This is a genomic window from Blautia sp. HCP28S3_G10, assembly GCF_052065235.1.
In the GTDB taxonomy this organism is placed as follows: Bacteria; Bacillota; Clostridia; order Lachnospirales; family Lachnospiraceae; genus Blautia_A.
In genome coordinates this window covers 35297-50874 of sequence record NZ_JBQHUL010000027.1, presented here as the reverse complement: position 1 = coordinate 50874, position 15578 = coordinate 35297, and the positions used below count along the sequence as shown (strand labels likewise).

General features: G+C 42.1%; 12 protein-coding genes. All 12 read left to right on the top strand.

Annotation, left to right across the window (positions count from 1 at the left end):
• Nucleotides 1-185: 185 nt before the first annotated feature.
• The 12 genes from ACTNB8_RS11500 (at nucleotide 186) to atpE (ending at nucleotide 15531) form a co-directional block, all read left to right on the top strand.
• On the top strand, nucleotides 186-1880 hold the full coding sequence (locus ACTNB8_RS11500; RefSeq protein ID WP_441054791.1) for a carbon starvation CstA family protein: 1695 nt from the start codon (nucleotides 186-188) through the stop codon (nucleotides 1878-1880).
• A 94-nt stretch (nucleotides 1881-1974) separates the two neighbouring features.
• Nucleotides 1975-3750, top strand: coding sequence for a S8 family peptidase (locus ACTNB8_RS11495; protein WP_441054789.1), 1776 nt, complete (start codon nucleotides 1975-1977; stop codon nucleotides 3748-3750).
• Between the two features lie 36 nt (nucleotides 3751-3786).
• Nucleotides 3787-4014: a hypothetical protein gene (locus ACTNB8_RS11490; protein WP_441054793.1), complete on the top strand. Its 228-nt coding sequence runs from the start codon at nucleotides 3787-3789 to the stop codon at nucleotides 4012-4014.
• Nucleotides 4015-4122: 108 nt separating this feature from the next.
• Nucleotides 4123-6561, top strand: coding sequence for an RICIN domain-containing protein (locus ACTNB8_RS11485; protein WP_441054787.1), 2439 nt, complete (start codon nucleotides 4123-4125; stop codon nucleotides 6559-6561).
• Between the two features lie 330 nt (nucleotides 6562-6891).
• On the top strand, nucleotides 6892-8856 hold the full coding sequence (gene rsxC, locus ACTNB8_RS11480) for an electron transport complex subunit RsxC (RefSeq protein WP_296156629.1): 1965 nt from the start codon (nucleotides 6892-6894) through the stop codon (nucleotides 8854-8856).
• Nucleotide 8857: 1 nt separating this feature from the next.
• Nucleotides 8858-9481, top strand: coding sequence for a methylenetetrahydrofolate reductase C-terminal domain-containing protein (locus tag ACTNB8_RS11475; RefSeq protein ID WP_296156628.1), 624 nt, complete (start codon nucleotides 8858-8860; stop codon nucleotides 9479-9481).
• A gap of 75 nt (nucleotides 9482-9556) precedes the next feature.
• Nucleotides 9557-10435, top strand: coding sequence for a methylenetetrahydrofolate reductase (locus ACTNB8_RS11470; RefSeq protein WP_296156627.1), 879 nt, complete (start codon nucleotides 9557-9559; stop codon nucleotides 10433-10435).
• A gap of 314 nt (nucleotides 10436-10749) precedes the next feature.
• Nucleotides 10750-13347 (top strand): zinc ribbon domain-containing protein, encoded by a 2598-nt coding sequence (locus ACTNB8_RS11465; RefSeq protein WP_441054784.1) that lies wholly within the window; start codon nucleotides 10750-10752, stop codon nucleotides 13345-13347.
• Between the two features lie 288 nt (nucleotides 13348-13635).
• On the top strand, nucleotides 13636-13899 hold the full coding sequence (locus tag ACTNB8_RS11460) for an AtpZ/AtpI family protein (RefSeq protein WP_296156625.1): 264 nt from the start codon (nucleotides 13636-13638) through the stop codon (nucleotides 13897-13899).
• Nucleotides 13900-13941: 42 nt separating this feature from the next.
• Nucleotides 13942-14358 (top strand): hypothetical protein, encoded by a 417-nt coding sequence (locus ACTNB8_RS11455; RefSeq protein WP_441054781.1) that lies wholly within the window; start codon nucleotides 13942-13944, stop codon nucleotides 14356-14358.
• Nucleotides 14359-14402: 44 nt separating this feature from the next.
• The gene (locus ACTNB8_RS11450; protein ID WP_296156623.1) at nucleotides 14403-15161 is read left to right on the top strand and encodes a F0F1 ATP synthase subunit A; all 759 of its coding nucleotides are present in this window, start codon (nucleotides 14403-14405) and stop codon (nucleotides 15159-15161) included.
• A 91-nt stretch (nucleotides 15162-15252) separates the two neighbouring features.
• Nucleotides 15253-15531, top strand: a complete 279-nt coding sequence (gene atpE, locus ACTNB8_RS11445) for an ATP synthase F0 subunit C (protein WP_441054779.1) — start codon at nucleotides 15253-15255, stop codon at nucleotides 15529-15531.
• Nucleotides 15532-15578: the final 47 nt, after the last annotated feature.

Sequence of the window (15578 nt, the reverse complement as noted above, 5' to 3'; positions counted from 1 at the left end):
CTGCATTTTTCGTCATCATAAAAAACACCGCCCTTCTGATATTTATTATATCAGAAAAGCGGTTCCAACAATAGCAAAACCCTGCAAAAGCAGGGCTTTGTCTACAGTCTGCCGCCTTTGTTATCCGAAAGGATAGCAAAGGCGTTTTTTATACATTAATACACGAAAGAAAGAGGAGCGAGATTATGAGTGGAATAACAATGATGATAATAGCCATTGTAGTGCTTGGTGGAGCATATCTTCTGTATGGCCGTTATCTCCAGAACAAATGGGGAATTGACCCAAAGGCAAAAACTCCGGCATATGAAATGGAAGACGGAGTTGACTATGTACCGGCAGACACAAACGTAGTATTTGGACATCAGTTTGCATCAATAGCAGGTGCCGGTCCGATCAATGGACCTATCCAGGCGGCAATTTTCGGCTGGCTTCCTGTTTTACTCTGGATTCTGATCGGTGGTGTGTTCTTTGGAGCTGTACAGGATTTTGCATCTATGTATGCTTCCGTAAAAAACAAAGGACGTACAATCGGATATATCATTGAAGCGTATATCGGAAAATTAGGAAAGAAATTATTTCTTCTGTTTTGCTGGCTGTTTTGTATCCTTGTTGTTGCTGCATTTGCAGATGTTGTAGCAGGAACCTTTAACGGATTTACAACAAACGATGCAGGAGTTGTTTCAAAAGTAGCAGCAAACGGAGCAGTTGCAACAACTTCCATGTTATTTATAGTAGAAGCTGTTGTCCTTGGTTTCTTCCTTAAATATACAAGATTTAATAAATGGATCAATACAGCTGTAGCAATCGTATTACTGGTAGCTGCAATCGCACTTGGACTTAACTTTCCAATGTATGTAAGCCTTGGAACATGGCATATCATTATATTTGTATATATCCTGATTGCAAGTGTTGCGCCTGTATGGGCATTGCTTCAGCCACGTGATTATCTGAACAGTTATCTGCTTATATTCATGATCATCGGAGCAGTTGTCGGTGTATTTGTTGCAAATCCGGCATGTAACCTGAAAGCATTTACAAGTTTCAATGTTGACGGACAGTATATGTTCCCGATCTTATTTGTAACAATTGCCTGTGGTGCAGTTTCCGGATTCCATTCACTGGTATCTTCAGGAACAGCATCAAAACAGATCAAAAATGAAAAGAACATGCTTCCTGTTTCCTTCGGAGCAATGCTTATGGAAAGTATGCTTGCGATCATCGCACTGATCGCAGTTGCATCATTTGCAGACGGTGAGGCAGCAGCTCAGGGACTTACAACACAGCCGCAGATTTTTGCAGGCGCAATTGCAAACTTCCTTTCAGTACTTGGACTGCCACATTCACTTGTATTTACTCTGATCAACCTTGCTGTATCAGCATTTGCGCTGACTTCCCTTGACTCTGTAGCCAGAGTAGGTCGTCTGTCATTCCAGGAATTTTTCATGGATTCAGATACTGATGAAGAAAATATGAGCCCATTCCTGAAGGTAGTAACAAACAAATATTTTGCAACTGTTATCACACTTGTACTTGCATACATGCTGACAAAAGTCGGATATGCAGAAATCTGGCCGTTGTTTGGATCAGCAAACCAGCTGTTATCTGTACTTGCACTTGTAGCCTGCGCAGTATTCTTAAAGAAAACAAAACGTCAGGGCTGCATGCTCTGGATCCCAATGGTATTTATGATGGCAGTTACATTTACTGCACTTGGAATGACAATCACAAAACTTTCAAAAGCACTTGTTACAACAGGCCTTGATCTTGGAAATACTTTACAGCTTGTATTCGCAGTACTGCTGCTGATACTTGGTGTGATCGTAGCAATCCAGGGCGTGAAGAAACTGCTTGAAAAAGATGATAAAAAAGTAACTGCATAAAACTGATGCAGAACATATAATAAAATAAACGATGAGGTGTCTATACCTGGAGAAAACCTGGGCAGACACCTTTTTCTGTGAAAATGAGGGACTTATGCCAGATCAGAAAATAGATAATCTTCTCAATCTTGCAATGGAGGCAACGCCACAGGAAAGGACAAAATCAGAAAATCTGAATGTAGGATTTAATTCCGAAACGCAGTTGTGGGATGTGATTGTGAAATATAGCGGACCGGAGGGTGGACTGGCGGGAAACGGCATTCAGGTAGTCCCTTTACTGGGCGGCTATGCGGTGGTGACTATGCCGGAAACTGAAATAGATGCTTATTCAGACAGGGAGCAGATAGAATTTATCGAAAAGCCAAAACGACTTTATTTTGAAACATTTCAGGCGAGAGAGGCAAGCTGTATTTCGGAAATTCAGAGAGAATCCGTGGCAGGAATACCATCGGGACTTACAGGAAAAGGTGTCCTCGTAGGAGTTGTGGATTCCGGTGTGGATTTTTTTCATCCGGATTTCAGAAATGAAGACGGAAGCAGTCGGATTTTACGGTTGTGGGATCAGAGTCTGGCTGGAAATCCACCAGAAGGATATACAACAGGAACAGAATATACAAAAGAAGAAATAGATAAGGCGCTTGCACTTGGTGAAACTGAGGGCAGGCGCCTTGCTGCATTTCATATCGAGGAAGCGCCGGTAATACCATCCAGGGATTTCAGCGGGCACGGGACAGCGGTGCTTGGCATTGCAGCAGGAAATGGAAGGGCATCTGATGGAGTGAATCGCGGCGTAGCCTATGAAAGTGACCTGCTGGTTGTGAAGATGGGAAATGTCAGGGAAAATTCCTTTCCACGTACAACAGAACTGATGGAAGGAATTGATTATCTCGTGCGGCAGGCGGTGAAGATAGGAAAACCGATTGCCATAAATATCAGTTTTGGAAATAATTATGGATCACATCGCGGTGACTCATTATTGGAAACATACATCAGCAATGCAGCGAATGTGGGACGTTCTGTTATTTGTGCAGGAAGTGGGAATAATGGAAATGACAGAATACATACCTCAGGACTGGTGAGGCAGGGGCAAATAAAAACGATAGAAATGAGCATTGGTTCCTATGAAACAACTTTGAATGTGCAATTATGGAAAGCATATGCGGACGAAATTGAAATTTATCTGGAAACGCCATCAGGAGAAGTACTGCCATCACTTTCCGAAAAAATTGGAACACAAAGATATCATGCAGGGGAAACAGATCTGCTGATTTATTATGGAAAGCCGGGACCATTTCAGGTAACTCAGGAAATTTATTTTGATTTTATTCCGGCAGGAACATATCTCACCAGCGGAATCTGGAAGATACATTTACGTGGCAGACGTATCAGGGAGGGAAATTATGATCTGTGGCTTCCAGGAGGAAAAGTGCTGAATTCCGCTACAGGATTTTATCAGCCAACAGTCAGTGAAACGTTAACGATTCCGTCTACTGCAGCAAAGGTGATCACAGCAGGTGCATATGATTCCAGACTGAATGCCTATGCGGATTTTTCCGGACGGGGTGGCGGTGGGCTTTCATATCCAAAACCGGATCTGGTTGCACCGGGGGTTGATATTACAGCATCAGCTCCGGGGGGAGGATATGTAAATGTAACAGGAACTTCCTTTGCCACGCCCTTTGTCACAGGCTCAGCTGCGCTTATGATGGAATGGGGAATTGTAAGAAGAAACGATCCGTTTCTCTGGGGAGAAAAGGTGAAAGCATATTTAAGAAGAGGTGCCCAGCCGCTGCCCGGATTTGATGAGTATCCGAATGAAAGCGTGGGGTGGGGACGGTTATGTTTGGAAAGTAGTCTTGTAAATGTTTAAAGACCGTTAAAGAAAGATGAAAATGGAGTCTGGAGAATGGATTTCGAAGACATGGATGCGAAGATCAAAGCCAACAGCATTCATGTGGCAGTATTTTGCAGTCCGCATAAGCGGTTTATGCTCCAAGCAAAACATTTAATCTGGCAGGACGGAAGAATGTTTCTGCATCCGTGTGCAATCCGTATGAATTTGGCTTTGCCGCTCAGCAGAGTGCAGGAAGCGTTTGACAGACTGGATAAGTACGTCTTCAATGCAGATAAATAAGAAAATTTACATTATTAAACATATATGATGACAAATGTTTCAAAGCCATGTATACTTTTGCATAAGAGGTATAAAACCTGAAAAAAATTCATGAAGGAGTAAAGGGAAATGTATGAAAGAGAGAGTGTGAACGTATCAAAAAAATGCAGATACGGTATTGTGGGACTGTTTATGCTCATAACAATGTGCTTCGTAAGTACACTGACTGTTTCAGCGGCAACAAAAGAAGATGGAGCCAACTGGGCATGTGCAAGGGCAAATGAAGGCTGGTGCAGAGACATGGATGGAGCTTATGGCTGCCAGTGTGTGGATCTGATCCTTGCTTACTACGATTATCTGGGAGTAAGCCGTGCGTCAGGAAATGCCTGTGATTATAGAAGTAATAATCTTCCATCAGGCTGGACACGTATATGGGATAAAAATTCTCCGCAGATCGGAGATGTCGTAGTATGGGGACCAGGAGCGTCAATTGGCGGGGGACATTATGCAAATGGAACATATGGACATATCGGAATCATCAAAGGTGTGAATGCTGATGGCACGATTTCTACAGTAGAAACAAATGCCGGACAGGGTCCAGCAGCTCATTATTATCAGAGAACCAAAGACGGCGTGGCATGCTATATCCGTCCGAACTGGGGTGCTTCCATGCGTACAGACTATGTGAATAAGGGAGATTCCTTTGATGCTATTATTCTGCGAAATGATGGCTGGATCCCGATCCGTGCAAAAGACAATAATGTAGAACTGGACACAGAAAAAGCAGAAGCATCATTCCACTGGCATTTCCAGAGACAGTCGGATGGCTCTTATATAATAACTTCTCTTTATGACGGAAGGGCACTGGATGTCACAAATGCAGGAACAGCAGCGGGAACCAACGTAGGTGTTTATCAGCAGTTGGGAACAGATAATGGGGCACAGAAATGGTATATTTTCGGAACAGATGGAAATTATGAACTTGCGCCTAAATGTGCCATGGCTCTGCGCCTGGACACCGCAGGCGGATATAAAACACCAGGTACTAATATCCAGATTTATACTGCAAATGGATCAACTTCCCAGAAATTTGCAATTTATACCAGTGTGAACAAAGGACCGACAGCAATATCCCTGTCAGGTACAACGACACTTCAGATAGGCGACAAAAATCAGTTAAAGGTAACTTATTCAGGTCCGACCGGCAACATTGCTGTCAAATGGGAAAGCATGGATCCTACTGTTGCAACAGTAGACCAGTCAAGTACAGTAACTGCATTAAGAGCCGGAACTGTAACAATCAGAGCTGTCTCTGCGTATAACAACAGGGTGAGTGGCAGTATAACACTCACAGTGCAGGGAAACGATAATGTAGCTCCTGTTTTCAAAGATGTACGGGTTGTCCAGCAGAATGATGAACAGGTAGTGGTGGAAGCAGAAGCAACAGATAACAAAGATTCCAAAATCTCCAGGTGGAGTGCACTCTCGCTGACAGATGTTGAAGCAGACAACAGTTATGTATTCGGAAACGCATATTACGAATATAAAGCGATATCAGACACAAAGGTAAGAGTCACACTTTCCCTGACTAAGGGCGGCCTGTTTGGAGACAGACATGGAGTACAGATCAGTGCATATGATTCTTCCAATAACAGGGCAATAACCAATATATTCTTTACAAAAACAGTAGGCACTGTATTTACAATGAAAGTGGGCGAGACAAAAAGCTTCGCTTCACTGAGAGGCGGAACAGAAACATTTATCGGATGCAAAATCCTGAGACCAAAGAGCAGTGATGTGATTTCTGTAGCAGGAAATACTGCAGGGGATGATTATATGATAACAGCTCTCAAGCCGGGAAGAGATACAGTGATCATCATGAGAAACAGAAACAGTGAATATTATGGCTGTACTATTAAGGTAGTTGGAGAGAACGGAAGCACAGGCGAGCCAGAGCAGCCGACAAAACCATCAAATCCATCAGCACCGACAAATCCATCAGCACCGGCAAAACCATCAACAAAACCATCAACATCAAAACCTTCCAGGCCGTCAGCATCGTCAGCTTCAACCAGTACGGCATCAACAGGAACTGCATCAGTATCTACTGTAACACTTCCAATCCAGGTAAAACAGGGTGCAAAACTGTCAGGTCTGGCTGGTAATGATAAGATCATAGGCTGTACTTCATCAAATAATAAAGTACTGACAGTAAGTCAGTCCGGAGCACTGAAAGCTAAAAAGACCGGTAAGGCTGTTGTTACAATGAGACTTGCTTCCGGTAAAATCGTAAAGGTTGTCGTAAATGTTCAGAAGAAGAAAGTTACCACATTAAAGATAACAAATCTTCCGAAGAAAGTTAATCTAAAACGAAAAGCGAAATTGAAACTGAAACCGGTGATTGCACCGATTACTTCCAAAGATAAAGTTGTTTATAAATCTTCTAATAAGAAAGTAGCAACCGTATCCAAAAACGGCGTGATCAAAGCAAAGAAAGCCGGAAAAGCAACAATCACTGTCAAATCAGGAAAGAAAACAGTAAAAATAAGAGTTACAGTAAAAAAATAAAACACATCTGCCCTGTCGGAGAAGTCCGGCAGGGTTTCTTTTTGCCTGTTGGACACTATATACTGACAAAGAAATAACATGTTTGGAGAAAAAATAACGAAGAAACACTCTTAATTTTCGTAAGATGAAGTAAAAAAAATATGTTTTTTGATAAAATTACACAATAAAACTAGATAATATGATTGACTTGTGATACATTTAAATAGACAGTAATTGAAGAACCTGGTCGGAGGATTGTTATTTTTTTTTCTTAGTAGTGTGGAGGGGAAAGGAAAAATAAAATCAGATGATTACAAAGGTTCTAAACTATTTTGTAAGGAAGGTGAGCAATTGGAGAACTATACTAAGTATCAGTTGAAAAGCAATGAAGAACTTACATCATTGCTTGAAGGCAAAGACAATCTGTTCGTCATTGCCTGTAACAAGTGCTTCAAGGAATTTGACACCGTTGACGAGCCGGACTGCGATGAATTTCTGAAATTTGCCGCAGAACAGGGTAAGACAGTCACTGGCAGTACAAAGGTAGATTTTTTATGTAATAAGATGCACACAGAAAGAAAATTACAGGATCTGTTTCCGGAAGGAACAGAAAATGTTATCGTGATTTCCTGTGGCCTTGGTATCCAGACTGTCGCAGATCTGGCAGGCAAGCCGGTTTATGCAGCCAGCAATTCACTTAATTACCGGGGACATCATGGCATGGCGCTTACGAAGAAGAGCTGCGATGCATGTGCACAGTGTTATCTGAATATTACCGGAGGAGTCTGTCCTATCGTTGATTGCTCGAAGAGCCTTGTCAATGGACAGTGTGGTGGCGCCAAGAATGGAAAATGTGAGGTAGATCCGAACAAAGACTGTGCATGGGAAAAAATTTATCAGAGACTGGCAAAACAGGGACGTCTTGAAGAATTCCTTAACCAGCCGGTTCAGGTACGTGACTATTCCAAGGTTAATTTCAAAGTAATCAACGATTACGTAAAATCTATCAGAGATAACAGACTGGACGGTTACTATGGTGGAGTTCATCCGTCAGAACGCAAGGAATTCAGCGAACATATTGCCCTGAAGAAATTCCCGGATCCGAAGACGGTTGTGATTTCCATGTCACAGCATCTGGGCGCTCCGGCAAATCCGATCGTTCAGGTAGGCGATACTGTAAAAGTCGGACAGAAGATCGGCGAAGCAGCAGGATTTATCAGTGCTCCGGTACACTCCAGCGTAAGCGGAACAGTCGTAGCAGTTGAACCACGTATGCATGGAACAAGAGGCAGTGAAGTGATGGCAGTTGTCATCGAATCGGATGGAAACAATACTCTGCACGAATCCGTACAGCCTCATGGAGATCTGGACAGCCTTACACCGGATGAGATCATAGAAATCGTAAAAGAAGCAGGAATCGTTGGTATGGGCGGAGCCGGTTTCCCGACCTGTGTCAAACTGAAACCAGCCAAACCTGTTGATACTATCCTTCTTAACGGATGTGAATGCGAGCCTCTGCTGACAGCAGACCACAGAGTTCTTCTGGAATATGCTGATGATATTATTTTCGGATTGAAAGCTGTGCTCAAGACAACGGGTGCTGAAAAGGGTATCATTGTTATCGAGGACAATAAGCCGGATGCAATTGAATTAATGAAAGAAAAAGTTGCCGATATCGGAAATATGGAAGTATTTGTTGCGAGAACCAAATATCCACAGGGCGCTGAGAAAACTCTTATTAAGCGTGTAATGGGCAGAAAGGTTCCAAGCGGCGGTCTTCCGGCAGATGTTGGTGTTATTGTAGATAATATCAGTACTGTTAAGGCAATTTCTGATGCAATCCAGACAGGTATGCCTCTGATCGAGCGTGTTGCAACTGTAACAGGCGAAAAGATCAAAAATCCTGGAAACTTTATCATCAAGATTGGTACCAGCGTAAAAGAACTGATTGATTACTGCGGTGGATTTACTGATGATGATGTTCAGGTTAAAATGGGCGGACCGATGATGGGATTCCCGCTTACAGACCTTAATGTACCGATGATGAAGGGCTCTAATGGTATTATCGCCATTGCTCCTGATGAGACAAAAGAGCAGCCATGTATCAAATGTGGACGTTGTGTGGATGTATGTCCGATGGAACTTTCACCGCTGTATTTTGTTAAATATGCAAATGAAGAGAACTGGCAGGGAATGAAAGACAGAAATGTTATGGACTGTGTTGAATGCAGATGCTGTCAGTATATCTGTTCTTCCAAGATTCCGATCGTTACTAAGATCAAAGCCGGAAAAAATGCAGTAAGGGGGATGAAGTGATATGTTGATTACCCAGTTAAAAGAAAAAGAAACGATTACATCACTGGTTGATGGCAAAAAGGTTTTTATCATTAACTGCCACGGATGTAAAGAAGTGCATTTTCCGGAAAAAGAAGCTGTTGAACTTCAGAAAGAACTTGCCGCTGAAGGAAAAGTAACAGGAATTTTTACAACTGATTATATCTGCAATCCGGAAAATATGCAGCTGCGTCTCCAGAAACATATGAGTAAGATCGAAGAAGCAGATATTGTGCTGGTATTCTCCTGTGGTGTAGGAGTACAGACAGTTGCCGAATATTTGGATAATAAAAAGGTTTGTGCGGCCTGTGATACATATCCGGTTCCCGGATTCCAGGGTGTTACACCGTTAGAGTATGACTGTGACCAGTGTGGTGAATGCTATCTGAACCTGACAGGAGGAATCTGTCCGATCACAGCATGTTCAAAGAGCCTTGTAAACGGACCGTGTGGTGGAACCAAAAACGGTAAATGTGAAGTTGATCCTGAAATGGAATGTGGATGGGAACGTATCTACAGACGACTGGAAGCACTGGGACGTCTGGATGTTCTGAAATGCCCGACACAGATTCATAACTTTGCAACAGATGATGAAGTATCTAAGTAAACATACATTTTGACTCGTAACTGTGAAGATACCGAACGGTTACTTTAAATTTTATAATGATTGGAGCAATGTATAATGAATATTAAAGGATTATTTGATCGTGGTGAATTTGTAGTTTCAGCAGAAGTAGGACCGCCGAAAGGGATTCATGTTGATGAACTGGTAGAAGAAGCAAAAACTTATCTGAAAGATGTTCATGCAGTCAATATTACTGATAATCAGTCTTCTGTTATGCGTCTTGGATCTCTTGCAATGTGCAAAGTCCTGAAAGATGCAGGACTGAATCCTATCTTCCAGATGACATGTCGTGACAGAAACCGTATTGCTCTTGAGTCCGATCTCCTCAGCGCAGCTATGCTGGGAATCGACAATGTGCTCTGTCTGACAGGTGACCATACCAAGATGGGTGACCACCCACAGGCAAAACCTGTATTTGATCTGGATTCTGTCTCTCTTCTTCATACTGTGGGACTTCTGGAATCAGGCAAAGATCTTGGAGGTAATGACCTTGTAGGTGAACCGCCTAAATTTGCAAAAGGCGCTGTTGTATCTCCATGCAGTGATTCTGTTGATGCACAGCTTGCAAAGATGGAAAGAAAAGTTGCAGCAGGTGCTGATTTCTTCCAGACACAGGCTGTATTTGAACCGGAGAAATTCATCAAATTCATGGAAAAAGCTAAACAGTTCGGCAAACCTGTTCAGGTTGGTATTATCATTCCGAAATCAGTAGGTATGGTAAGATTTATGAACAACAATGTTGCAGGTGTTCATGTTCCGGACGAAATGATCGAAGAACTGAAAGCTGACAAAGAAAGAACAAAAGCCGGTATTACAGGTGTGGAAATTGCCGCACGTATCATTAAAGAATGTAAACCATACTGCCAGGGTGTACATATCATGGCTCTTGGCTGGGAATCCAAAGTACCGGAACTGCTGAAACAGGCAGGAATCTGATTCAAATGTAATAACTGATCTGAAATGATCACGGAGCTGTCCGAATACTCATGCAAAATCTGCAGATGAGGCCGGGCAGCTCTTTTTTTGACGAAACAACTTCTCTCACAGTTAAAATTGTGATATTATTTCTACATTAGAACAGTTATGAAAATATATCAGTTGATAATATTGAAGAAATTGATGACAGCGTTCTTAATGTCTGGGACATCTGTATCATATAAATTTATAAATAATTGAAATAATATAAAACTTTTTACTGGCATACATTGTCTATACATTAAAAGAGTACAGGAGATGAAGGAGGAAAAACAATGAAATGCCCAAAATGTGGTAAGGAAATTCAAAAGAAAGGTGCAAAGTTCTGCCCTCACTGCGGTGCAAAGCTGGATATGTCAGGTGATGCACCAAAACAGCAGAAAACTGCAAAAAATCCGGAAGGAAACGGAAAGAAAGCTGATAGTTCCGTACATGGAACCGGAAATAATTCCGAAGGAACGAAAATCAATCCGATCATGATCGGTGGTGTGGCCCTGCTTGTTCTGGCAATCATTCTGCTGGGGAAATCCTGCGGTGGTAAAAAAGAAGCCGATGTAAAGGACACAACCGTAGAATCAACAACGGATCAGAGTGTTGAATCACAGGAAACAACAGAAGACAATGATTCAGACGCATCAGATTCTGAAGAAACATATGAAGACTCCGAAGACAGCAGCAGTGAGGATGTTTCTGACGATACCTATGATGATTCTGAAGATACAGAGGACGGTGGGGAAAGTTCTGATTCAGAATATCAGCATGCAAATTCCGAGAAATATATCAATGAATATTATGAGCTCTGTGAAAAGGCAGCGGAAAATGGCGAAGATGTTGATATTCGTTCTATGGATTTGCCGGATGGACTGACATCTGATCAGAAGAAAGAACTGAAAAAAATCTACGAAGAATTTTATAATGATGAAAAGCAGTTCCTGCCGGCAGCAGTTGAGGAAACTGTACAGAATTATGATAAAGATGAAGAGACAAGAGAATCCTGGCTGAGCATGATGGGAACTATGGAAAATGCATATCAGGCGATAAACGAATTTGATCCAAATCTGAAAGATGTAGTGGCAGATGATGTGGCAACCCGTTATACAGACAGTCCACTGTCCTATTATCTTGTGGATAAGGGAATCGGAACAATACTGGCGGACAATGAACTTGGAAAGGAAATAAGAAGCGGAATTGAAGAAGTCGGACTGAATGCTCTGGCTGCTATTGCAATCTGGTCAGATCATGCAAATGATACAACAAGAAAGGATGCCATGATGCCGGTAGTTGTAGGTGAGAATTATGCACTGGTACGGACACTTGGAACGATCAATGATCTGCTGTATGAAGTGGAATCTCTTGGAAGCTATGATCTGAGAAATGAAGTTTATGCGCAAAGACAGTCAGCGTTGGATGAAGGTTTCGATAATTGTGATGCCGTCGAGCTGTTTAGTAAATGTGTGGATGCAACATCGGATAATCTTTATGACCTTTGTGTGCTTGCAGAGAAACTGGCAGGACGCCAGCAGGCACTGGATGAGGCAATAGAGAATACCAAACAGGAAGAAATTGATTATAAGACAGTAGTACTTAACAAGCTGGGAATCACAGATGAAAAAGAGGTAAACGCACTTCTGAATCTGGAAGTTGATGAGGGCGATGATGCAGATGATGAAGAAGCAGAGAAGGCCAGGGAGGAAGCGGATAATCTGAGATATAGTCTTGGAGGCCAGTATCTTTACAGTATTGTGGATAAAGACGGAAATACATACGGTTCATTCCTGAGTACCATTGATTCGACCAGGAACAGCGCAACTGCCGGAATCACGAAAGATGGTATGGTTTCTCTGGGAATCGGGGATGTGAACAGCGATGACTGTGTGCATAACCTGATCATAAGCAGGGAAGGTAAAGAACTGTTCCGAAATGAGGAAAAGGACGAAAACGGTAACAAATCCAGATACTATAATGTAACGCCGAGCGGAAATATTCTTCATAAGACATTCCTTAATGATTATGATCATGGCGACTATCAGGTTCTGGAACTGGTGAAACCGGATGGAACAACGAAGAAACTTCTGGAAAGTGGAAGTATTCAGGTTAGTGACATCGGAAATACAAGTGACAGAGAGGATAACTGGTTTGCTTCTTTCAGCGGAGAACTGCAGACGAAATATTACTGGTACAAATGTGGTTATGAAGATCAGCCGGAAACGGAACAAGAAGGATACATCGATATGGAAACAGGTGAACTTCTGACCGAAGAAGAATATCAGGAGGCAAATCCGCAGGCTGTTTCTGAAGATGAAAGTTATTCTGATGAAGAAAATCAGGATCCGAAGATGGAAATCCTGAGAAACGGTACATGGCTGAATGATGATTATATTCTCTATGAAGATATCATTTATGACAAGGATGGAGAAAAAGCCGCATCTGTGGAAGAAGGCCGTGGTGTAAACGACATTCTTTATGCAAATAACCACTACTGGATCGTGACCAGATCAGGCTGGTATTATGTACTGGACGATAAGTTTGAGAAGACTATGGAACCGGTTCAATTTAAGTCTGATCAGACATATAAACTTACTTCATATGGCCTGATGATGCGGACAACTCCGAATCCTTATGATGATAATGATGATGACGAAGGCGATGAGGATAAATTTGAATTATATGATGAGAATGGTGAGGTAGTATTGTACCTGCCGGGAAATATTTACATAGATACAGATGTATACGGCTTTATTGTTGGAAATAAACAGGTAGGCTGGGCTAACCTGAACACAAAAGAAAGCATGCTTCTTTCATTCCCTGAAGGTGATGTTGATGTAATTACATATGACCAGCTGGACTATGACGGATACGGAATTTATCAATAACGGACAAAAAGGCAGCTCTGTTCCATTTTGGGACAGGGCTGCTTTTTTGTGCCATGACGGTTATGAACATTAATGTTATAATCCTGACATGCAAAAGACAAAAATGTTATAATTCTAACAAAAAGATTTCTTGATAAATAAAAATATTTGAATGAATTGCACAAAACCATTGAGAAAAAATGATGAATGTGGTAAAATCTGACTATGCGAAAAATAATAGACAGAAACATTTTGGTCACTGTTTACATAGTAAGCGGTAACCTGATTTTGTGAAAAGGAGAACGGATTTTGAAACAGTGGTCAGAGATTATGAAGAACATTACCATGCTGTCTCAGCTTGGACTGTCATTTATAACACCGCTTCTGTTATGCCTTGCACTCTGTTGGTTCATTACTGCGAAAACAGGTGTGGGAGGCTGGATTTACATCCCGGGATTTTTCTTCGGAATGGGAGGATCCGGGACTGTAGCTTATAAGTTTTATCTTTCTGTGAACAGGCAGCAGAAGAAATCAGATAAAAAAGATAAAGTGTTTTTTAATAAACATTCATAGACAACGAAGATCAGGACAGAATAAATGAAAGGAATGGGAAATATGAGCAGTATATTGGAGAATGTTCAGCCGGCTGTAAAAAAGGAGACAAAAAGGGTTGTGGCTATCACAGTGGTGGGATTGATCCTGATGTGGATATTATTTGCAGTCCTTCATTTAACAATGCCGGCAAAAGTACCTTTTGATTATACCGTTATACTTGGCGGTATCGGAGGTGGTGCAGTGGCAGTCCTGAATTTTTTTATGATGGGGCTTGCAGTTCAGAAGGCAGCATCTGCAGATGATGAGGGAACAGCAAGAATGAAGATCAGGGCAAGCTACTCCCAGAGATTTATGATGCAGGTGTTCTGGGTGATCATAGCGATCATAGCACCATGTTTTCACTTTGTGGCAGGAATTGCCCCTCTTTTATTTCCTGGAACGGGAATAAAGATTATGGGGATTTTTCATAAACAGTAAATAAAACAGAATGAATCCAGAACAGACAGGAGGTGAATTAACTTATGGAACTGGATATAAGCGGGGCGAAGATACTGTTTACTTTGCCCATTGATCTGCCGTTTTTGGGACCGCTGAAGATCAGCGAGACCATGGTGATCAGCTGGCTGGTCATGCTTCTGATAACGGGAGCGTGCATATGGCTTACACATGATCTGAAAGAAGAAAATATCTCCAAACGGCAGGCACTGGCGGAAATGCTGGTAGAGACAGCGAACAAGTTTGTTATAGGCAATATGGGTGAAAAGTTCAGATACATGATTCCTTTTGTAGCAGCACTTTTTGCAACAAGCGTTGTATCAAACCTGATCAGTCTTGTGGGACTCAGAAGCCCGACAGCGGATCTGTCAACAGAAGCAGCCTGGGCAGTAGTTGTATTTATTATGATCACTGCGCAGAAGATCAAAACCGGAGGATTTGGCGGATATCTGAAAGGATTTACACAGCCGATCCCGGTCATGACACCGTTTAATGTTCTGTCTGAACTGGCGACGCCTGTCAGCATGGCATGCCGTCATTTCGGAAATATTCTTTCAGGTGTTGTTATCAATGGCCTTATTTATGGAGCACTGGCTGTGGCGAGTTCCGCACTTCTGGGACTGATCCCAGGACTTGTAGGTGATGTACTGTCACAGATACCAATTCTTGATGTAGGTGTTCCGGCCATCTTATCTGTATATTTCGACTGGTTCTCAGGAATTATGCAGGCATTTATTTTCTGTATGCTGACAGTAATGTATATTGCAAATGCAGCAGAAGAATAGTTGTTACTGTTCAAATACATTCACAGTAACGAAGAATAACTGTCCAGACAGTTAAGGGATAATCAAATTAAATTTACAGGAGGGTTTTACTATGGATTTTCAGTTATTAGCAAAAGGTATCGCATTAGCAGGTTGTGCAATTGGAGCAGGATGTGCGCTGATCGCAGGTATCGGCCCTGGTATTGGTGAAGGTAATGCAGTTGCGAAGGCTCTGGAAGCAATCGGACGTCAGCCGGAATGCAAAGGTGATGTTACATCTACCATGCTCCTTGGCTGTGCTATCGCAGAGACAACCGGTATTTACGGTTTCGTAACCGGTCTGCTCCTTATTTTCGTAGCACCTGGCATGTTCATGAACTTCCTGGGATAATCGGAAACATAAATACAGAATGCTTTCCGTAGCGTAGAAGGACAGGA